This window comes from Gemmatimonadaceae bacterium, assembly GCA_020851035.1.
GTDB lineage: Bacteria > Gemmatimonadota > Gemmatimonadetes > Gemmatimonadales > Gemmatimonadaceae > JACMLX01.
The window spans coordinates 246,581-267,340 of sequence record JADZDM010000025.1; the positions used below are offsets into that span (position 1 = coordinate 246,581).

Below are 20,760 nucleotides of genomic sequence, written 5' to 3' on the forward strand. Positions count from 1 at the left end.
GTCTCGTGCGCGCTGGCCGGTGCCGCGTGCTCCAATCCCTTCGCGTTCTTTGCGACTTTGCGTTGGCGCCGTTCACGATCCCGAACCACCGCACGAAGCTCGAGTGTGGCGCGGGGTGATGTGTCACGGATCGCAATGCGTGCACGCTTCTTGCCCTTCGAGCATGCGTACGATGGCACGGCGACGCTTGCATGGAACATCACCGCACCTCAGTTCGCCTGATGGCGTGACGACGTGCGCTCACATTGCTGGACAGGAGACGCAAGGATGACGCGATTCAACACCATGGCGCTTGCCGCCCTGCTCGCCGTTGGCACCGCCTGCAGCAACACGGCGAAGGGCGTGAAGGAAGATGCGGAGAATGCGGGCGAGAAGGCGGCCGAGACCACCGATCGCGCAGCGAATGCGACGGCCAACGCGACCGAGAACGCCGGCGCGAGCATGGGTGCGGCGATGGAGACTGCGGACGTGAAGACGGCGCTGCTGGCCGACACGCGCATCAAGGCCACCGGCATCAACGTGGACACGAACAAGGACACGAAGACGGTGACGCTGAACGGCACGGTACCGTCGGATTCCGACCGGGTGCTGGCGGAGCAGGTGGCGAAGTCGAAGGCGCCGGAGTACACGGTGGTGAACAACCTGACGATCAAGAAGTAGTCCCGACGTCGTGGCAGGTGCGTCGCCGGTTCTGGATTTCAGGGCCGGCGCCGTTCCTTGCGCGCCGGTTCAAGGGGACGGGGATCTTGAACTCACATTCAAGATCCCCGTCCCCTTGAAAACGGTCCGCCTCAGCGACGACTTCAGAGGTTCCGCTTGTTCAACTCCGAGACCGCGAACTCCGCCGCGCGGGCCGAGAAGGCCATGTACGACAGCGACGGGTTCTGGCACGCGGCCGAGGTCATGCAGGCGCCGTCGGTGACGAACACGTTCGGCGCATCCCACACCTGGTTGTGCTTGTTGAGCACCGAGTTCGTCGGTGCCGTGCCCATGCGCGCCGTCCCCATCTCGTGGATTCCCTGGCCCATGGCATAGCCGTAGTCGAAGGTCTTCACGTCCTTCACGCCAGCGGCGCTCAGCATCTCGGCCATGTCGTGCATCATGTCGACGCGCATGTTGCGCTCATTCTCGCCGATGTCACACTCGATCGCGAGCACCGGCAGTCCCCACTTGTCCTTCCGCGTCTCGTCGAGACGCACACGGTTGGCGTGGTTCGGCAGGATCTCGCCGAACGCCGTGCCGCCGATGGTCCATTCCCCCGGCTCGGTGGCCTGGTCCTTCATGTCACCCCCGATCCCGAGTTCGCCGACCGCACGGGCCCACCCCTGCCGGCTGGCGCCCCCTTCGTAGCCGAAGCCACGCAGGTAGTTGCGCTTGTCGCCGAACAGGTTGCGGTACCGCGGGATGTAGCTCGGGTTGGGGCGCTGGCCCACCTGGATCCTGTCGAGGAACATGCCCGGCAGGCGCCCCTCGGCACCGAGCCTGAAGTGATGGTCCATCAGGTTGTGGCCGAGCTCCCCCGAACTGCTGCCGAGGCCACCCGGCCAGACCTCGGTGGCGGACCGCAGGAGCAGCCAGGTCGAGTTCAGCGTCGATGCGCAGAGGAAGATCACCTTCGCGTCGTACTCGACCGTCGCGCTGGTGAGCGCGTCGACGACACGCACGCCGGTGGCACGCCTGCGATCCTTGTCGTACACGATCTCGCTCACGATCGCGTGCGGCTTGAGCGTGAGGCGCCCGGTCCGCAGCGCCGCCGGCAGCGTGGACGACTGGGTGCTGAAGTAGGCACCGTACGGACACCCCAGCCAGCAGGCATCGCGTGACTGGCACGCGCCGCGGCCCGGCAGTGGCACGGTGAGGTTGGCGGTGCGGCTGGAGATCATGCGCCGGTTGCCCCCGTACATCCCCTTCAGCTGGCCGGCGAACCACTCCTCGGCGCAGTTGAGCGGCATCGCCGGCTGGAAGTCACCATCGGGGAGCTGCGGCAGGTTCTCGATCGACCCGGCGATGCCCGCGAACTGCTCGACGTGGCTGTACCACGGGGCCATCTCGGCGTAGCGGATGGGCCAGTCGGTGCCCACGCCTTCCTTCGCGTTCGCCTCGTAGTCCAGGTCACTCCAGCGGAAGCTGCACCGCCCCCACATCAGCGAGCGGCCGCCGACCTGGTAGCCGCGATACCAGTCGAAGCGCTTCACCTCGGTGTACGGGGCCTCCTGCTCATTGACCCAGAAGTCGGGGTTCTTCTCGTTGCACGCGAACCGGCTGCGCTCCAGCACCGGGTGCGTCGCGCGGAGCGCGTTCGTGTTGCCGCCGCGGTGCGGGTACTCCCACGGGGCCTTGGTGGCGTTCGGATAGTCCTTGATGTGCTCCACGTTGCGTCCACGCTCGAGCAACAGCACCCGCAGCCCCCTCTCGGTCAGCTCCTTCGCCGCCCAGCCACCGGCGATGCCGGAGCCCACCACGATCGCATCCCAGGTATCCGCCACCGCATCCTCCCCTCGCAAGCCGGTTCCGATCCTGCCGTGCGGCAGGGCGGTGGGGAAGTTGGATCGCGGGCAGGAGTGGCGCCACGGCGCCCCCGGGCGTCGCCGTCCCCCGGTGGCTAGCATATGAGGCAGCACGGCGGTCGTCGTGCCCCGCGCGACATCACCCGTCGGCGCCGATCCGGCGACGGCTGGCGTCCCCCTGCTCCCGGCCTCTCGCATGCTGCCTGCCCCCGTCGCCCGCGCGCGCACCGCTGCCGCGCTGCTCCTGCTCGTCGCCTGCGGCCCGCGCGCAGGATCGCCCGACGCGGCGGCCCCGACCCCCGACACCGCCGCCATGGCCCGCCAGCGCGCCGAGAACCTCGCCTTCCGCAACGACTACGCCAACTTCGCGCGCTACCGCGACGCGAACGCGGCCCTCGGTGCACCGGCCGCCGGCGAGCGTCGGGTGGTGTTCATGGGCAACTCGATCACCGACGGCTGGGCGCGACACTTCCCGGTGATGTTCCCCGGCAAGCCGTACGTGGGGCGCGGTATCGGTGGCCAGACGACGCCGCAGATGCTGGTGCGCTTCCGGGCCGACGTGGTGGCGCTGAAGCCATCGGTGGTGGTGATCCTCGCCGGCACGAACGACATCGCCGGCAACACGGGCCCGTCGACGCTCGGGATGATCGAGGACAACCTCGCCGGCATGACCGAGATCGCGCAGGCGAACGGGATCCGGGTGGTGCTGTCGTCGGTGCTGCCGGTGTTCGACTACCCATGGAAGCCCGGCCTCACGCCGGCACCGAAGATCGTGGCGCTGAATGCCTGGATGAAGGCGTATGCGGCGCGCGTCGGGGCGGTGTACCTCGACTACCACACGGCGATGCGTGATGATCGCGACGGACTGCGTGCCGGCCTCGGTGACGACGGCGTGCACCCGAACGAGGCAGGCTACCGGATCATGGCGACCCTGGCCGAGGCCGCGATCGCCGAGGCGCTGGCGCGCCGTTGAGCACCACGCACCGTCACCCCCTTCCTCCCGTCGATCCGCCATGCGTCCCCTGACCATCCGTCGGCTCGTCGCCGCGTGCCTGGCCGTCGCCACGCCCGTCATCCTCGTCTCCTGCGCGAGTTTCTCCTCCCTTGGTCCGCGGCCGGTGCTGGCGGTGGTGAACGCCCGCATCTGGACCGGCGTCGAGGCGCGGCCGTGGGCGGAAGCGCTGGCGGTCGACAGCGCGGGCCGGATCACGGCGATCGGCAGCAGCCGGATGGTCGGCCAGCTTGGCGCGGGCACGGTGATCGATGCCAAGGGCCAGATGGTGGTGCCGGGGTTCGTGGACACACATGTCCACTTCATCGAGGGGGGCTTCGGCCTGGCCTCGGTGCGGCTGCGTGACGCGCGCACGAAGGAGGAGTTCATCCGCCGCATCCGTGACCACGCGCGCACGCTGCCGAAGGGCGCCTGGGTCACCAACGGGGACTGGGACCACCAGAACTGGGGCGGCGAGCTGCCGCGGCGGGACTGGATCGACAGCGTGACACCCGACAACCCGGTGTGGATCAACCGGCTGGACGGTCACATGAACCTCGCCAACACGCTCACGCTGCAGGCCGCACGCCTCACGCGGGGCACCGCCGACGTGGCGGGGGGTGAGATCGTGCGCGACGCCGCCGGTGAGCTCACCGGCATCTTCAAGGACAATGCGCAGGACCTGGTGGCGGGAGCGATGCGGACCCCGCCGGTGGCGGTGGAGGACCGCGCACTGGACACGGCGATGGCCCACGTGGCGTCGTACGGCGTCACCAGCGTGCACAGCATGGGCAGCTGGCACGACCTCACCATCTTCCGGCGTGCGCACGGCACCGCGCGACAGCGCACGCGCATCTACGCCATGACACCACTGGCCGAGTGGACGCGGCTGCGCGACACCGTCGCCGTGCGCGGGCGGGGCGATGACTGGCTGCGCATCGGGGGCCTGAAAGGGTTCGTGGACGGTTCGCTCGGGTCGCACACGGCGGCGATGTTCGAAGACTTCACGGACAAGCCGGGCGACCGCGGGCTGTTCGTGACGGCCCCCGAGTCACTATATGCTCGCGTGTCGGGGGCGGACCGTGCGGGGTTGCAGGTGATGGTGCACGCCATCGGTGACCGCGCCATCGCCACGCAGCTCGACATCTTCGCCCGCGTGGCGCGCGAGAACGGCGCGCGCGACCGGCGCTTCCGGATCGAGCATGCGCAGCACATCGCCGCGCGCGACTTCGGTCGGTTCAGGTCCCTTGGAGTGATCCCGTCGATGCAGCCGTACCATGCCATCGATGACGGCCGCTGGGCGGACCGGGTGATCGGCACCGACCGGTCGTCGCGCACCTACGCGTTCAAGTCGCTGCTCGACGCCGGCGCGGCGGTGGCGTTCGGGTCGGACTGGTTCGTGGCCCCGCCGCGGCCGCTCGAGGCGATCTACGCCGCCGTGACGCGACGCACGCTGGACGACCGCACACCGGCCGGCTGGTACCCCGCGCAGAAGATCACCGTCGAGCAGGCGCTGCGCGCCCACACGCGGGGCGGGGCGTTCGCCGGCTTCGACGAGGCGAACCGCGGCACGCTGCAACTGGGCATGCTGGCCGACTTCGCCCTGCTCGAACGCGACATCACCCGCATCCCGCCGGAGCAGATCCGCGACGTGCGCGTGATGCGCACGGTGGTGGGTGGCCGCACGGTGTTCGAGCGGAAGTAGGCGTGCCGTCGGTGCGCACCGCGCCGCGGGCGCCGACGCCCGTCACGCCGCCGCGCGGCGGAGCTCGTGCAGCAGGCGCTGCAGGTCGTCGATGCTGGTGAACGGGCCCATGAGCGTGGTGCGCAGCCAGAGGCTGCCGCGGAGGCGGGTCTGCACGGGGTAGAAGTGCCCGCCGCGGATGACCCGCCGGCGCAACTCGGCCTGCAGCGCATCCAGGGCGCCCGCGTCGCCGTCGAAGCCGGCGGGGCGGTGGCGGAAGCAGACGATGTTGCACTCGGGCTCCACCGCGAGCTCGAAGTCGGGCTGTGCACGCAGCAGGGCCGCGAACTCGCGCGCGAGGTCCACCACCCGGGTCACGTAGGCCGCGAGCAGCCCCGGGCCGTAGACTGCGAGCGTGGCGTAGAGCTTGAAGCTCATCATGCGCTTCGTGCACTCGAAGGTGCGCGATGCGAGGTCGAACCAGGCGTCGTCGTTCGCGGCGTCGAGCAGGTAGGAGGCGTCCTGCGCGAACGCGCCGGCGGCGTGCCGCTGATCGCGGAACAACACGGCGGTGACCAGCGCCGGCTGCAGCAGCATCTTGTGCGCGTCCCAGACCACGGAGTCGGCGCGCGCGATGCCGTCCAGCACGTGACGGTGGCGTGGTGACAGCGCGAGCGCGGCGCCGTGCGCCCCGTCGACATGCATCCACAGGTCGTGCGCCGCGCAGAAGTCTGCGATCGGCCCGAGCGGGTCGAAGGCTCCGGTGGCCGTGCTGCACGCACTCGCGATCACGCCGATGACACGCCGCCCGGACGCCGTCGCCGACGCCAGGCCGTCGGCCAGCAGGTCCGTCCGCATGCGGAACTGCGCGTCCACGGGCACCTTCACCAGGCCATCCGCGCCCCAGCCCATGATGCGCACGGCGCGGTCGGCGCAGTAGTGCGCCTGCTCGCTCACCAGCACCGCGGGAATCGGTCCACCCACCGCGCCATGTGTCCAGACGTCCCAGCCGGCCTTGGCCTGCCGCATCGCGAGCAGGGCATTGAGCGTGGCGAGCGTGCCGCCGGACGTGAGCACCCCACCGGCCATGTCGCCGAGGCCGATGGTGTCGCACATCCAGCGGATCACGTGCATCTCCATCACCGTGCCACCCTGACCCATCTCGTACACGGCCTGGCCATTGTTCAGGAGGTCGGCCGCGAGGTCGCAAAGTGCCGCGAGGGGCAGCGGGGGCGCCACCTGGTGTCCCACGAAGCCGGCGTGGTGCAGGCGGGTGGCGCCGGCCAGCATCTTCGCGGTGAGCGCCTCGAGGATCGCGGCCGGTGACGACGTGTCGCGGGTTCGCGCGTCGGCGAAGTCGACATCCCACGACGCGTGCATCGCACGGGGATCGACCCAGGGCAGCACGGGCGTGCGTCCCTCGAGCTCGGCGGCGAGGAATCCGGCCAGCGTGTCGAGCATGCGGTCGCCCTGCTGCCGGAACCCGGCGGGATCGAAGGCGGTGCGGAGGAGTGCCGCGCCGTCGGCGGCGGTCATTTCGCGCCGGTGGCGTGCCACGCCGCCAGTACCGAGACCTCACGCTCCGGCGCGAGCCCCGCGCGCGCCTTCTCCTGCTCGGCCGCGGGCCGTGTCTTGTACCAGGCGAGGGTGGCCGCCGCAGTCTCCGCGAGCGGGCGGAAGGTCAGGCCGGCGTCGTACGCCTTGCGGCAGATCACGCGCGCGAACCCCGCCGTGCGGCCTTCCGGCGGCACCCAGACCGGCATGTCGCTCCAGGCGCGCACCTGGTTCGCGGCCAGGAACGCGGCCGGCACCCACGTGAACTGTGCGCCACTCGTCGTGACGGCCTTGATGCCGTGCAGCATCTCGGCGATGGTCGTCGGCGTCCGTGGGCCGGTGGCATTGAAGGTGCCGAGCACCCGCGACTCGGCCAGTCGCACGATCCACTCGGAGAGGTCACGCGCATCCACGTACTGCACCGGGTCGTTCGGCGTGCCGGGCGCGAGCACCTCGCCGCCGCGGTCGATGCGCACCGGCCAGTACGAGAAGCGATCGGACAGGTCGCCGGGGCCGACGATGAGCCCGGGCCGCACGATCGTGACGGCGGACCCGAACTGCGCCCGCGCCTCGATCTCGCTGCGCACCTTGTTCTGGCCGTAGAGCTTCGCGTCATATGGTGCGTCGATGTCCGCCGGCGGCAGCAGCGTGCCGCCTTCGTCGATCGGGGTCGCGAGCTCCGCGAAGACGGAGATCGTCGAGACGAAGAGGTAGTGCTTCGTGCGCCCCTTCAGCGCGCGGCCGGCGTCGCGCACCCACTTCGGGTTCGCGGTCGGGTTGTCGATGACGACGTCCCACTCGCCGCCCTCGAGCGCCTTGTGCCCATCGGGCAGGTTCCGGTCGCCGACCAGCCGCGGCACGCCGGGGAAGAGGCCGGCGTTCGTGACACCGCGATTGAACAGCGTCACCGAGTGGCCGCGGTCGATGGCGTACTGCACCTGGTATGGGCCGATGAAGCCGGTGCCGCCCAGGATCAGGATGCGCAGCGGGGCGCCGGCGCGCCGGCCGCGGCCCATCGTCGCCGGCGCCGACTCGAGGGCGTGCACCAGTGACGGGAGCCCCAGCGAGAGGGCACCGCCGAGGGTGGCGGAGGAGGCGAGGAACGTGCGGCGGGAGAGGGACATCGGGGCTCCGGGGCGTGGGGCAGCGCGGGCACGGTGCGGGACGCGGTGCCACGTCGCGGAGCATACGGCCGCGCGGGGCGGAGTGCCACCGCGCCCCGGACGGGTTCACTGGCCCGGCGGCGGTCGGCGCGCTAGCGTCACGCCGTGCCTGAGCTTCCGGACATCACCGTCTACCGCGAGGCGCTGGCGGCCCGCACCACGGGCGCCGTGCTGCGCGACGTGCGGGTGGGCAGCCCATTCGTGCTGCGTTCCGTGGAGCCGCCGCTGTCGGCGTTCACGGAGCGGCGCGTCACCGGCATCGAGCGACTCGGGAAGCGGATCGTGCTGGTGTGCGAGGGGGAGATGTTCCTCGTGATCCACCTCATGATCGCCGGCCGGCTCAAGTGGGTGTCGGCGTCGAAGAAGCCGCCGCCGAAGGCCGGGCTGGCCTGCATCACCTTCGACACCGGGACCCTGGTGCTGACGGAGGCGGGCACGAAGCGTCGCGCGTCGCTGACGGCCGTGGCCGGTCGCGCGGCGCTGGCCGCGATGGACCGCGGCGGCCTGGACGTGATGACCTCGACCGACGCGGCGATGGTCGCGCGGCTGCGGAGCGAGAACCACACACTCAAGCGCACGCTCACCGACCCGCGACTGTTCGATGGCATCGGCAACGCCTACTCCGACGAGATCCTGCATGCCGCGCGCCTCTCGCCGCTGCAGCTCTCCGCGAATCTCCGGGACGACGATGCGCTGCGGCTGGTGCTCGCGATCCGGTCGACGCTGGCGCACTGGATCGACCTCTTCCGCACCGAGATGGGCAGCGGCTGGCCGGAGAAGGTGACCGCGTTCCGGCCCGAGATGGCGGTGCACGGCCGGTTCCGGCAGCCCTGTCCCGACTGCGCTGCGCCGGTGCAGCGCATCCGGTATGCGGAGAACGAGACCAACTACTGCGCGCGCTGCCAGACCGGGGGCCGGTTGCTGGCGGACCGCGCGATGTCGCGGCTGCTGAAGGACGACTGGCCGCGGTCACTCGACGAACTCTGACTGTCGTTAAGCTCCCTCGCAGCGGCGCCGGCGCCGCGATCCCGTCACTCCTGCCTCCCCGATCCATGACACGCCTCCCGGTCCGCCTGCGGTTCCTGGCCGTCCTCACCCTCGTCGCCATGCCCGCGTTGCCGGCCCAGGTCCGCAGCACGGCGGCGCAGGTGCGCGAGCTCGATGCCGTCATCCGAAAGGGGGTGCGCGACTGGGAGATTCCCGGCCTCACCGTGACCGTGGTGCGGAACGACTCGGTGGTGTTCGCGCAGGGCTACGGTGTGCGGCGCCTGGGGGCAGCCGGTGCGGTGGACGTGCAGACGCAGTTCGGCATCATGAGCACCACCAAGGCCTTCACCGCGCTGGCGATGGCGATGCTGGTGGACGAGGGCAAGGTGTCGTGGACCGACCCGATCACGAAGCACCTGCCGGAGTTCGCCTTCCAGGACCCGTTCCTGACCCGTGAGGCGACGGTGAAGGACCTGCTCACGCACAACATCGGGATGGGCAACGCCGACCTGATGTGGGCGCGTGGTGACCTCACACGGGCCGAGATCCTCCGGCGCGTGCGGTACCTGCCGGCGGCCTATTCCCTGCGCGGCGGGTTCACCTACCAGAACGTGATGTACGGCGCGGCCGGCGAGCTGGTGGCGCGGGTGTCGGGGATGTCGTGGGAGGACTTCACCCGCACGCGCATCTTCGAGCCGCTCGGCATGTCGCAGTCGTACACGTCGTACGGTGCGATGCGCGCGGCGGCCGGTGCGAACCAGTCGGAGCCACACTTCCGCCTGCGCGACACGATCCGGGTGATCGCCGACGAGGCGGTGGACGTGCTGCCGGCGGCGGGCGCGATCTGGTCGAATTCCACCGACATGGGGAAGTGGCTGCGCTTCCTGCTGGACAGCGGCCGCGTGGGCGGGAAGCGGCTGGTGAGCGAGGCGGGGTTCCGCGCGCTGCTCAAGCCGCAGTCGTTCGTGTCGGAGGCGGAGTTCTACCCCACGGCGCGGATCACGAAGCCGCACTGGATGACGTACGGGCTTGGCTGGTTCGAGCAGGACTATCGTGGCCGCTTCCTGGCGTTCCACACCGGCAGCCTGTCGGGTCGCACGGCGATCGTCGGGCTGTTGCCGGATGCGCGCACCGGCATCTTCATCGGCGGGAACCTGGACCACGCCGAGTTCCGGCACGCGCTGATGCTGCAGGCGCTGGACATCTTCGCCGGCACCAACGGCGGGGCGCCGCGCGACTGGAGTGCGGAGTTCCTGCCGCTCTACGCGGGGCTGGCGGCCGAGGGGAAGGCGGCACAGGCGGCGTTCGAGCAGAAGCGCGTGGCGGGCACGAAGCCGACGCTCCCGCTGGCTGCCTACGCCGGCACCTACGCGCACGCGGCGTGGGGCGACGTGGTCGTGACGCAGGAGGGTGACGCGCTGGCCGTGCGCATGGGCACCGATCCGCAGATGCGCGGACGGATGGAGCACTGGCACCAGGACACCTTCCGCGTGGCGCTCGGCGATGGGCGCGGTGGGTACAACTACCTCGTGTTCCGGCTGGGACTCGACGGGACGATGATCGAGCTGCGCCTCGACGGGGCTGACGAGTACACGTTCACACGTACCGCCCCCCGCTGAGCGCCCTCAGCGTGGGGGGGCCAGCGAGTCAGCGCGGACGCCGGGAACGCGCCGATGCTCGGTGTGCACGGCCCGCGACGCCTGGCGCGCGGGACGGCATCTGCGGCAGCGCCGTCCGTCGGCCACGGCGCCGCCGGAAACACGGAGGGCCAGGGATTCGAACCCTGATGTCCTTGCGGACGCCGGTTTTCAAGACCGGTGCAATAGCCATTCTGCCAACCCTCCCCACAGCAGCGCTGCGGCGGGAAATCTCGCCGTTTCGCCCTGATTGCACCATCCCCGGAACTCGCTATGATGCGCAGGGGGCTGTACTGCGGGCATCACACTCGACAGGCGGGGACGGACGTGGACCCAGTGCACGAGCGGCGCGGCAGCTTCACGGACGACGAGACGGGATCCCCCTATGCCCCGCGTGATGCCTGCGGCGTGGGCTTCATTGCCCGGCAGAGCGGTGAGCGCACGCACGAGGTGGTGAAGCTGGCGCTCGAGGCCTCGGCGCGTCTTGCCCATCGCGGCGCGACCGGCACCGACAAGTCGGCCGACGGCGCCGGCGTGCTGACCCAGATCCCGCGTCGCCTCTTCATCCTCGCCGGCTCGCGGCAGGGGCTGAACCTCAGCGCCGACGCGGCCTTCGCCATCGGCATGTGCTTCCTGCCCACCGATGCCGACGGCATGCGCCTCTCGGTACGCGTGATCGAGGAGGTGCTGGCCACCGACGGCATCCCGCTCATCGGCTGGCGTGACGTGCCGGTGCGGCCGGAGATCCTCGGCAAGTCGGCGCGTGATGCCATGCCGCGCATCCGGCAGGTGATCGTGGGTCGCCCCACGGCCGCCACCGACGACGATGCGTGGGAGCGGCTGCTGTACCTCGCGCGGCGCGAGATGGAGCATCGCGCCGAGGCCCTGGGGCTCACGCCGTTCTACTTCTGCTCGTTCTCCTGCCGCACCGTCGTGTACAAGGGACTCTTCACCGGCGGACAGCTGGCCGAATTCTATCCCGACCTGCTCGATCCGGCCTTCGAGTCGGCGATCGCGGTGTTCCACGAGCGTTACGCCACCAACACGCTCCCGCGCTGGGAACTGGCGCAGCCGTTCCGCATGCTCGGGCACAACGGCGAGATCAACACACTCTGGGGCAACCGGAATGCGATGGCGATGCGCTCCGGGCTGCTGGATTCGCCGCAGTTCGGCACCAACGGCGTGCGGCTCCGCGACACGATCCGCCCGCGCGGCAGCGACTCGGCGAGCCTGGACAACGCGATGGAGCTGCTGGTGCGCGCCGGCCGCAGCCCGGTGCACTCGGTGATGATGCTGGTGCCGCAGGCGTGGGAGAAGTATCCCGACGTGGAGCCGGCGGTGAAGGCGTTCTACGAGTACCACCAGTGCGTGATCGAGCCGTGGGATGGTCCCGCGGCGCTCGCGTACAGCGATGGCGTGCAGGTGGCGGTCTCGCTGGACCGCAACGGCCTGCGCCCGTGCCGGTACAAGATCCGCGCCGACGGCATGGTGGTCGCGGGCTCCGAGGTGGGGATCGTCGACTTCGACCCGCGTGACGTGGTGGAGAGCGGCAAGCTGGGGCCGGGTGGCGTGCTGCTGGTGGACACGGCGGGCCGCCGCATCGTGCGCAACCTGGCCGCCAAGCGTGAGGTGGCCACGCGCCGCCCGTACGCCCGCTGGATCCAGCAGTACATGGCGACGCTCGCGCCGCAGGACGGCGTGGAACCGCTGGTGAAGTCGAGCGACCTGCTGCGCCCGGTGCAGCTCGCATTCGGCTACGGGCACGAGGACCTGCGCATGATCCTCGAGCCGATGGCCACCAGCGCGGCCGAGGTGGTGTGGAGCATGGGTGACGACACGCCGCTGGCCGTGCTCTCCCACAGGATGCCGCCGCTCTACGACTTCCTGCGCCAGCGCTTCGCACAGGTGACCAACCCGCCGATCGACTCGCTGCGTGAGTCGATGGTGATGTCACTGCGCATGCACCTGGGCCAGCGCGGGTCGCCGCTCGAGGAGAAGTCCACCTACGCGCGCATGCTGCGCGTGGAGCACCCGGTGCTGCTGCCGGAAGAGATGGAGCAGCTGCGCAACTTCCCGGGGTTCAAGGCGGTCACGCTCGACGCCACCTGGCCCGCCCGGTCGCGCCCGGAGGCGCTGGAGGCGGCCCTCGACAGCCTCTGCCGGCGCGCCGAGGCCGCCGCGCAGAAGGGTGCCCGGCTGCTCATCATCAGCGACCGGAAGGCCGGCGCCGAGCGGGTGCCGATCCCGGCGCTGCTGGCACTCGGCGCGATCCGGCAGCACCTCGTGCGCACCAGCCTGCGCGCCAAGGTCGGCATCGTGGTGGAAGCGGGGGACGTGGTGGAGCAACACCACGTGGCGACGCTCGTGGGTTACGGGGCCGAGGCGGTGTACCCGTGGCTCGCGCTGGAGACGATCGCGACGCTGTTCACCGAGGCGGTGCACGGCAAGGCCGACAGTGACGTCGAGCGCCCGCTGCCGGCCGTGGCGCAGTCGCGCTACCGCATGGCGATGGAGAAGGGACTGCTGAAGGTGCTGGCGAAGATGGGCATCTCCACCCTCTCGTCGTACTGCGGCTCGCAGGTGTTCGAGTCGCTCGGCCTCGGCGCCGACGTGATCGACCGCTGCTTCGCCGGCACCGCGTCGCCGATGGGCGGCATCGGGTTCCGCGAGCTGGCGGAGGACGTGCTGGCGCGGCATCGCGCGGCGTACGGCCCCGAGTCGGCGGCCAGCACCAGCCTCCCCGACGAGGGGCGCATCCGCTTCCGCAAGGATGGCGAGACGCACGCCTGGGCGCCGCAGACGGTGCTGGCCCTGCAGCAGTCGGTGGGCAGCGCGCGCTCGTCGCGCGTGACGGCCACCGGTGACGAGGCCTGGCGGGCGTTCGTGGCGCGCACGGAGGCGAGTGCACCGACGGCCGTGCGCGACCTGCTCTCGTTCCGCGAGGCCACACCGGTGCCGATCGACGAGGTGGAGCCGGTGGAGGCGATCCGCGCACGCTTCGTGTCGAGCGCGATGTCGCTCGGCTCGCTGTCGCCGGAGGCGCACGAGACGATCTCCATCGCGATGAACCGGATGTCGGCGCGCTCGAACTCGGGTGAGGGCGGCGAGGATCCGGCGCACTACCGGCACACCGATGGCGACCGGCGCGACAGCCGCATCAAGCAGGTGGCCTCGGCGCGCTTCGGCGTGACCACGGAGTACCTCGTGCGTGCCGACGAGATCGAGATCAAGATCGTGCAGGGGGCGAAGCCCGGCGAGGGCGGACAGCTGCCCGCGCACAAGGTGACGGAGCTGATCGCGCGACTCCGGCATGCGACGCCCGGCGTGCAGCTCATCTCCCCGCCACCGCACCACGACATCTACAGCATCGAGGACCTGGCCCAGCTGGTGCTGGACCTCAAGGCCGTGAACCCGCGCGCCCGCATCGGCGTGAAGCTGGTCTCGTCGAGCGGCATCGGGAACGTCGCGGCGGGGGTGGCAAAGGCGTTCGCCGACTACGTGCTGGTGGCCGGCCACGCCGGTGGCACCGGCGCCAGCCCGCTCTCGAGCATCAAGCACGCCGGCGCGCCCTGGGAGCTGGGGCTGGCTGAGGCGCAGCATGTGCTGGTGAGCAACGGGCTGCGGCATCGCGTGGAGGTGCGCGTGGACGGTGGCTTCCGCACCGGGCGCGACGTGGTGATCGCCGCGCTGCTCGGCGCGGAATCGTACGGGTTCGGCACCGGACCGCTGGTGGCGATGGGGTGCGACATGGCGCGCCAGTGCCACCTCAACACCTGTCCCACGGGCATCGCCACGCAGCGCGCGGAGCTGCGCGCGAAGTTCCGCGGCAACCCCGACCAGGTGGTGGCGTACTTCACGTTCGTCGCGCAGCAGGTGCGCGAGATCCTGGCCTCGATCGGGGTCCGCAGCATCGACGAGATCGTCGGTGGTGCCGAGCGCCTGCAGCGGGCCGACCGACCGGAGGTGCCACGGTCGGCCATGCTCGACCTGTCGCTGCTGCTGACGCCCGCCGTGCGCGAGGGTGAGCCGCGCCGCCGCAGTGTGGCCCGCAACATCCGGCCCGGCGTGATCGTGCTCGACGACATGATCATCCGCGACGCCGGTGACGCGATCAAGCAGTCGGAACCGGCGGAAGGTTCGTACCTGATCCGGAACCACCACCTCGCCGTGGGGGCGCGGGTGGCCGGCATGATCGCGGAGGTGCACGGCGACGCGGGCCTGCCACCCGGCACGCTCACCACGCACTTCAAGGGCACGGCCGGCCAGAGCTTCGGCGCGTTCGCCATCCGCGGCATGCGCATGGACCTCGAGGGCGAGGCGAACGACTACGTGGGGAAGGGACTGAACGGCGCCGAGATCAGCGTGCGGCCGTTCCGCAACGCGCGTTACGTGGGTGCCAGCCACCTGAACATGATCGTGGGCAACACCTGCCTGTACGGCGCCACCGACGGCCTGCTGCTGGCGGCCGGGCAGGCGGGTGACCGCTTCGCGGTGCGCAATTCCGGCGCCTGCGCGGTGGTGGAGGGGGTGGGCAACCACGCCTGCGAGTACATGACCGGAGGCGTGGTGGCGGTGCTGGGACGCGCGGGCCGCAACTTCGGCGCCGGCATGTCGAACGGACTGGCCTACGTGCTCGACGAGGCGGGCACGTTCGCCAGCCGCGTGAACCACGAGATGGTGCTGCTGGGTGGTCTGGATGACGACGACGAGGTGCTGCTCGACCTGCTGCTGCGGCTGCACTTCGCGCGCACCGGCAGCGCGCGGGCACGGGCGATCATCGACGGTCCGGATCGCGCGTTCGGCGAATGGCGCAAGGTGCAGCCGCGCGGCACGTTCGAGTCCGCAGGCCTGATCCGGCAGGGGTGGATCCAGCGCGTCGGCTCACTGCTCGGCGCCGACGCCGGCCCGGTGGTACAGAGTCGCTGAGCGGTCCTGCGCTCACGCAGCGCACCGCCTCCAGCGCAGGGAACTACCGCATCGCAGCCGCGCGCTGACGCAGGGAACAGCCTCAGCGCGGCGGTGCGGGCAGCGTGTCCGTCACCGCAGGCGCGACGCACATGCGGCGGCGGCTGTGCCAGTCGAAGGCGCACGCCGAGGCCGGCTGCGGCGTGGTGCTGCCGTGGCGGGAGTAGCGGAAGACGTCCTTCGCCGGGGTGCGCAGGTCCGCGGCGGATGCGGTGTCGCGCGTCGCGAGCGGAGGATGCTGGGTTGTCGGCATGGCCGAGACGACGCCCCAGTTCGCGAGACCTGTGGCCAGCGCAAGGGCGGCGATCGCCCCGGTGACCCGACCCAAGTGAATACGCGGCATCGCGTTCTCCCTCCCGTCTGCGCCCGGCCTTGCCCCGCGATCGCGGGGGGATGCACCCGGCGTACACTGGGAGACGACGCCACGGAGGGCTCGTAACAGCCCAGCCCGGTCCGCTGCCGGCCGCCTCGCGATCCGGCGGGATGGGGGCGGCGGGTTGGGCGGCGGGTGGGGCGGCGGGGCCGTGCGGCGCCTCAGGACGGCTGCGCGAGGTTGATGAGGTTCCCGCAGGTGTCCTCGAACAGGCAGGTGGTCACCGGTCCGAGGTTCTTCGGCTCGCCGCGGAAGATCACGCCGAGGCTCTTCAACCGTGCGTAGTCGCGGTGGATGTCCTGGCTGATGAAGGCCGTCGCCGGGATCCCCGCGTTGAACAGCGCGGCCTGGTAGACCTTTGCCGGCGGAAACGACATCGGCTCCAGCACCAGCTCCACGCCGTCGATGCCGTCGGGCGAGGTGACGGTCATCCAGCGGTACGGTCCCATCGGCACATCGGCGCAGGGCTCGAAGCCGAGGACGCTCGTGTAGAAGCGGAGCGCCTTGTCCTGGTCGTCGACCATGAGCGACACAAGCTTGATCTTCATCGGAATGCGGGCGGGGAGGGTGGCACGGGGGTGTTGCAGTGCTGCGGTGGAAAGATCGCTGCGGCCGCGTGAATCGTGCCACTCACGGCCGGGGCCCGCCACTGCGGTCACCAGAGCTCGGGCATCGGGCGCACCGGCCCGTGTCCGGCATACACGGTGCGGGCACCCCGCTCACGCAGGAGGGCCCAGCTCGCGCCGGTGATGGGCGCCTCGGCCTCGGTCATGAACAGCGGATGCGTGAGGTCGCCAGTGAAGACGGCGCCGTCGTCCAGCAGCAGCGAGACGCTGTCCGGCGAGTGCCCCGGGGTGTGCAGCACCTCGCCGGCGAGCCCGAGGCCGGCCAGCAGCGCCCGACTGGCCTGGAGCGGGAAGACGAGGTTGTCGCGTGGGTCCACCGGGACGAGGCGGTCGGCCGGCTTGGCGTGATCGCCCAGGTGTTGCACCCAGGGCACCTGCACGTCGGCCACCAGCAGGCGCATGCCGGCGGCCTTCAGCTCCTGCGCCAGGCCAGCATGGTCCAGGTGGTAGTGCGTGGCGAGGCCGTGCCCGATCTCGCGCAGCGGCACGCCGGCGCGGTCGAGGGCAGCGCGCATCTGGCCCATCGTGCCGGGCCAGCCCAGGTCCAGCAAGAGGCGCCGCGTGCCCGCGCTGATGACCCAGAAGTTCGTGGACTTGTAGCCGACGTTGACGATGGTGTGCGGTGCGCTGGCGCCCATCGCGGCAAGCTACGCGCCGCGTCGCGTGGCGCGGGAGGGCCGTGCGGCGCCGTCTTGCGGGCACCGGGGCGACGGATACGATCCCCGGGTGCCGGCCCGGCGCCCGCTTCCCACACACTCCGTCCATGCCTGACTCCTGCCCCCGGTCTCCCGCCATCTCGCGCCGGGACGCCGTCCAGCGCCTGGCGGCCGTCGCGATCACCGCCCCGGCGATCCTCCGCGGCCGCTACCGGCTGGCTGCCGACGTGCCGACGGAGTACTCCGCCCGCGCGATCCGGCTGGTGCAGGAGTCGCTGGTGCTGGACCTGCTCAACCAGTTCCGCTTCGCCGACTTCGCGGAGAAGCCGCCGCGGAGCACGCTCTGGCTGACGAAGCCCCGGTCCATGACGCGCGAGGACTTCGAGGTCTATCGCACCTCCGGCTACCGCGTGATCTGCCTGGGCCACGGCCCGGACAGCTACGAGAGCGGCGTGCGCTTCTTCGCCGACTGGAACGGGTTCATCGCCGGCTATCCCGAGTGGTTCATGCGGATCGACGACGCCGCGGACTTCGATGCGGTGACGGCGGCAGGGAAGGTCGGGATCATGATCACCTTCCAGAACTCCGACCATTTCCGGACGCTGGACGACGTGAACACGTTCCACGCGATGGGGCAGCGGCTCTCGCAGCTCACGTACAACTACCAGAACCGCCTGGGCTCGGGCTTCCTCGAGACGAACGACGGCGGCCTGACGGTGTTCGGGCACCAGGTGGTGGAGCGGATGAACGCGGTGGGGATGGCGGTGGACCTGTCGCACTGCGGTGACCGCACGACGCTGGATGCGCTGGATGCCGCGAAGCGGCCGGTGGTGTTCTCGCATGCGAGCTGCCGCGCATTGGTGCCGGGGCACCTGCGCTGCAAGACCGACGAGATGATCCGCAAGATGGCGCGCAGCGGCGGCGTGATGGGCATCCCGTTCCTGCGCATGATGGTGCGCGCGGACGAGCCGGTCACCGTGGAGCATGTGTTCGACCACTTCGACCACGTGGCGAAGCTGGTGGGTGTGGAGCACGTGGCCATCGGCAGCGACATGGACGTGGTGGGCAATCCGAACCCGGTGAACGGGGCCACGCTGAGCGTGCCACCGACGCCCAACTTCGACCGCTACCGGATGCATGTCGATGCGAACGGCGAGCGGATGCTGACGGTGGCCGGGCTGGACCACCCGAAGCGGATGTTCGATGTGGCGGAGGGGTTGATCCGCCGACGCTGGTCCGACGGCAACATCCGCGGCGTGCTGGGCGACAATGCCCGCCATGTGCTGACGGAGATCTGGCGGGGCTGACGGCGGAGACACGACGGGGTGCGGCCCGTGTCCCTGGGCCGCACCCCGGTGCGACGTGGGTCCCCGCGCGCCGGTCAGACGGCGGCGGTGGCGCCGGTGTTCACGGCCGCATCGGTTGCACAGGCGGCGGTCGGTGCGGGCGTGGACAGCAGGAAGTCCAGCACGTCGTCCGCGCTGTAGCTCGTGCGGCCGTTGAGGAACTTCGCGAGGTGCACGACATCGTCACCGCTGGTGACGAGCACCGGCTCCTCGCCGCCGTCCTCGGTGACCTGCGGCTGGCCGATGCACGCCTCGAGCGCATTGCAGAGACAGCGCCGGTCGATGGTGTCCTCCACCAGGCCACCCTTCTTCACGTACGTGTCGACCGGCTCGGAGGCGCAGCGGTAGTCCACGCGGCCATCCTCGCGCCTGTACGCCTCGCGCAGGTAGCCCAGGTCGCAGATGCGCGCCCGCTTGTCCTCGTTCGCCACGCCACGGCGCTCGATCAGCTTGAACGGGAAGCCCGTGGGCGAGGCGCGGATGTCGGTCCGCACGCTCAACTCGCCGGCGAGTGCCCCGTCGATGGTGTCGCGCTTGATCGCGGCGGTGAAGCCGGATTCGTTGCTGAACGCGAACAATGTCCCGACCTGGATGCCCGCGGCGCCCTCGGCCAGTGCGTGCGCCAGCGCCGCCGGTGACCCGGAGCCACCGGCGAGCCAGAACGGCAGGCCGATCTCGCGCATCTTGGAAAGGTCCACCACGTCACGCTCTCCGTAGATCGGCTCGCCCCTCGCATCCAGCGTGAGCGTGCCGCGGGGCGGCGCGTTGTGGCCGCCGGCCGTGGGGCCCTCGACGATGAAGCCATCGACGCGGCCGTTCGCCTTGCGCGCCAGCGTCTGCGCCAGCGATGCCGCGGAGACAATGGGGAAGAACAGCGGGCGCGGGAGCGGCGCATCCGCGATCGGGTTCACCGCGCGCGGGTCGAACTTGAGGTACTCGGACTCGCCCGAGGCCAGGCCGGCGACGTCGAAGCGGATCTGCGTGGCCTCGTGGCGGGCCAGCGCATCGAGCGCGCCGGGAATCTCGCGCGGGATACCCGCACCCATCAGGATCACGTCCACGCCGGCGAGCATCGCACCGTACAGCAGCGGCAGCGTGGGCATCTGGATCTTCGTGAGCAGGTTCATGCCGACCTTGCCCTCGTGCCCTTCCTTGGCGAGCCAGACCTCGACGAACGCGGCCAGCATCGTCACCTGCTGGCGTGCGTCGGAGACCTTCTGGCGGTACACGGGCAGCAGGCGATACGGCTCCTCGGCCGGTCGGCCGCCGGGCACGAAGTACTTCGCCAGCACGTCCTCGGCCACCTTCGGCAGCGGGAAGCGCTGCATGGCGCGGCGGATGTGGCCCCCTTCGTCACCATCCTGCAATCGGCGCACGAGGACCGTGTCGATCGCCGTTCCCGACACCACTCCGAGCTGGCCGCGCAATGCAACGGCGCGCGCCAGGACCCAGTTCGAGACGGCGATACCCATGCCACCCTGAATGATGCTCGGAAGTGCAGACGTCACAGACATGAGAAATGGCATTCGGGTGGCGCGCTGACCAAGTTGGCCACCGCCGCAATCGTGGAGAGTATCCCGCCAGATCGGCGGCCGAAACGTTGGGACGCCTCACATCCTGTCAGGCAAACCCTTTCGGAAAGTTATCCGGTCGAGCTCGGCCGGGGCAGTCGCAAGACCTCAGTCCCTGCGTGGGGGGTGTCGGATCGCGGCCACGCAATGATCATCAACCGTCGGTACGCGATGGCAGTGCCCGGTCCCATTCGGTGCAGTCCAGTCTGCCAGAAACGCTGCGGACTCCCTCGACACGCCCGGGACATGACGCGCGGCCGGTCTCCGCGTGCGTCTGTCCTGTCACCCCTCCGTTCCGGGATCGGCTGCCGCGCGGGGCGACGTCTGTCCCGCGCCTCAGTTTCCGGTTCCAGCGGATGAGGTCGTCACTCCGTGGCACGCCCGCGATGCGCCGCACGTGCGGCCACCTGCGCCTTCCGCTCCGCCGTGTAGTGCCACCAGGGCGTCGACGGCCCCCCTTCCATGTACCGGACAGCCGCGATGAAGACGTCGATGCAGCAGGGGTCGTGTCGCTGACCGGTCACATGGCAGAGCCTGTCATAGAGCGCCAAGGGATCCATCCCGACCAGCGCTGCGGGCGACGAGAGGCCGAGCGTCTCGAAGTCGCCCGCCGTGGCCCGGCCGACGTTCGGGATCTGCTCGAAGCGGGTGACACTGCTGCGGTCGGCGCGCATTGATCCAGGTGGAAAGACAGGAACGG

The 20,760-nt window shown here is 70.5% G+C and carries 15 protein-coding genes and 1 tRNA gene; 7 read left to right on the top strand and 9 right to left on the bottom strand.

The window, feature by feature from the left end:
- Positions 1–267: 267 nt before the first annotated feature.
- On the top strand, positions 268–660 hold the full coding sequence (locus tag IT355_18420) for a BON domain-containing protein (GenBank protein MCC7055254.1): 393 nt from the start codon (positions 268–270) through the stop codon (positions 658–660).
- Positions 661–803: 143 nt separating this feature from the next.
- Here the strand turns inward: IT355_18420 and IT355_18425 are convergent, their stop codons facing one another.
- On the bottom strand, positions 804–2,609 hold the full coding sequence (locus IT355_18425) for a GMC family oxidoreductase (protein MCC7055255.1): 1,806 nt from the start codon (positions 2,607–2,609) through the stop codon (positions 804–806).
- 211 nt (positions 2,610–2,820) lie between these two features.
- Here IT355_18425 and IT355_18430 point away from each other — a divergent pair, with 211 nt between their 5' ends.
- Both IT355_18430 and IT355_18435 read left to right on the top strand, forming a co-directional pair.
- The gene (locus IT355_18430; protein MCC7055256.1) at positions 2,821–3,480 is read left to right on the top strand and encodes an SGNH/GDSL hydrolase family protein; all 660 of its coding nucleotides are present in this window, start codon (positions 2,821–2,823) and stop codon (positions 3,478–3,480) included.
- 40 nt (positions 3,481–3,520) lie between these two features.
- A complete protein-coding gene (locus IT355_18435; GenBank protein ID MCC7055257.1) occupies positions 3,521–5,203 on the top strand; it encodes an amidohydrolase in 1,683 nt (560 codons plus the stop codon).
- Positions 5,204–5,245: 42 nt separating this feature from the next.
- Here IT355_18435 and IT355_18440 read toward each other — a convergent pair whose 3' ends face one another.
- Positions 5,246–6,718: a hypothetical protein gene (locus IT355_18440; protein MCC7055258.1), complete on the bottom strand. Its 1,473-nt coding sequence runs from the start codon at positions 6,716–6,718 to the stop codon at positions 5,246–5,248.
- On the bottom strand, positions 6,715–7,722 hold the full coding sequence (locus IT355_18445) for an NAD-dependent epimerase/dehydratase family protein (protein MCC7055259.1): 1,008 nt from the start codon (positions 7,720–7,722) through the stop codon (positions 6,715–6,717). The genes IT355_18440 and IT355_18445 overlap by 4 nt, the downstream gene beginning before the upstream one ends.
- Before the next feature lie 282 nt (positions 7,723–8,004).
- On the opposite strand from IT355_18445, the gene IT355_18450 reads away from it, so the two are divergent.
- The gene (locus IT355_18450; protein MCC7055260.1) at positions 8,005–8,886 is read left to right on the top strand and encodes a formamidopyrimidine-DNA glycosylase; all 882 of its coding nucleotides are present in this window, start codon (positions 8,005–8,007) and stop codon (positions 8,884–8,886) included.
- Positions 8,887–8,951: 65 nt separating this feature from the next.
- Positions 8,952–10,505, top strand: coding sequence for a serine hydrolase (locus tag IT355_18455; protein ID MCC7055261.1), 1,554 nt, complete (start codon positions 8,952–8,954; stop codon positions 10,503–10,505).
- 142 nt (positions 10,506–10,647) lie between these two features.
- Here IT355_18455 and IT355_18460 read toward each other — a convergent pair.
- A tRNA-Ser gene (locus IT355_18460) sits at positions 10,648–10,730 on the bottom strand.
- Positions 10,731–10,850: 120 nt separating this feature from the next.
- Here IT355_18460 and gltB point away from each other — a divergent pair.
- The gene (gltB, locus tag IT355_18465) at positions 10,851–15,449 is read left to right on the top strand and encodes a glutamate synthase large subunit (protein MCC7055262.1); all 4,599 of its coding nucleotides are present in this window, start codon (positions 10,851–10,853) and stop codon (positions 15,447–15,449) included.
- 82 nt (positions 15,450–15,531) lie between these two features.
- Here the strand turns inward: gltB and IT355_18470 are convergent, their stop codons facing one another.
- The 3 genes from IT355_18470 to IT355_18480 form a co-directional block, all read right to left on the bottom strand.
- Complete coding sequence (locus IT355_18470; protein ID MCC7055263.1) at positions 15,532–15,831, bottom strand: hypothetical protein; 300 nt, start codon at positions 15,829–15,831, stop codon at positions 15,532–15,534.
- Positions 15,832–16,022: 191 nt separating this feature from the next.
- On the bottom strand, positions 16,023–16,409 hold the full coding sequence (locus IT355_18475; protein MCC7055264.1) for a VOC family protein: 387 nt from the start codon (positions 16,407–16,409) through the stop codon (positions 16,023–16,025).
- Between the two features lie 107 nt (positions 16,410–16,516).
- Complete coding sequence (locus tag IT355_18480; GenBank protein MCC7055265.1) at positions 16,517–17,125, bottom strand: MBL fold metallo-hydrolase; 609 nt, start codon at positions 17,123–17,125, stop codon at positions 16,517–16,519.
- Between the two features lie 125 nt (positions 17,126–17,250).
- Here IT355_18480 and IT355_18485 point away from each other — a divergent pair, with 125 nt between their 5' ends.
- The gene (locus tag IT355_18485) at positions 17,251–18,450 is read left to right on the top strand and encodes a membrane dipeptidase (protein ID MCC7055266.1); all 1,200 of its coding nucleotides are present in this window, start codon (positions 17,251–17,253) and stop codon (positions 18,448–18,450) included.
- A gap of 74 nt (positions 18,451–18,524) precedes the next feature.
- On the opposite strand, the gene IT355_18490 is transcribed toward IT355_18485, so the two are convergent.
- On the bottom strand, positions 18,525–20,015 hold the full coding sequence (locus tag IT355_18490) for a nitronate monooxygenase (GenBank protein MCC7055267.1): 1,491 nt from the start codon (positions 20,013–20,015) through the stop codon (positions 18,525–18,527).
- A 410-nt stretch (positions 20,016–20,425) separates the two neighbouring features.
- Entirely contained in the window at positions 20,426–20,734 is a 309-nt protein-coding gene (locus IT355_18495) for a helix-hairpin-helix domain-containing protein (GenBank protein MCC7055268.1), read from the bottom strand.
- Between the last annotated feature and the right edge of the window lie 26 nt (positions 20,735–20,760).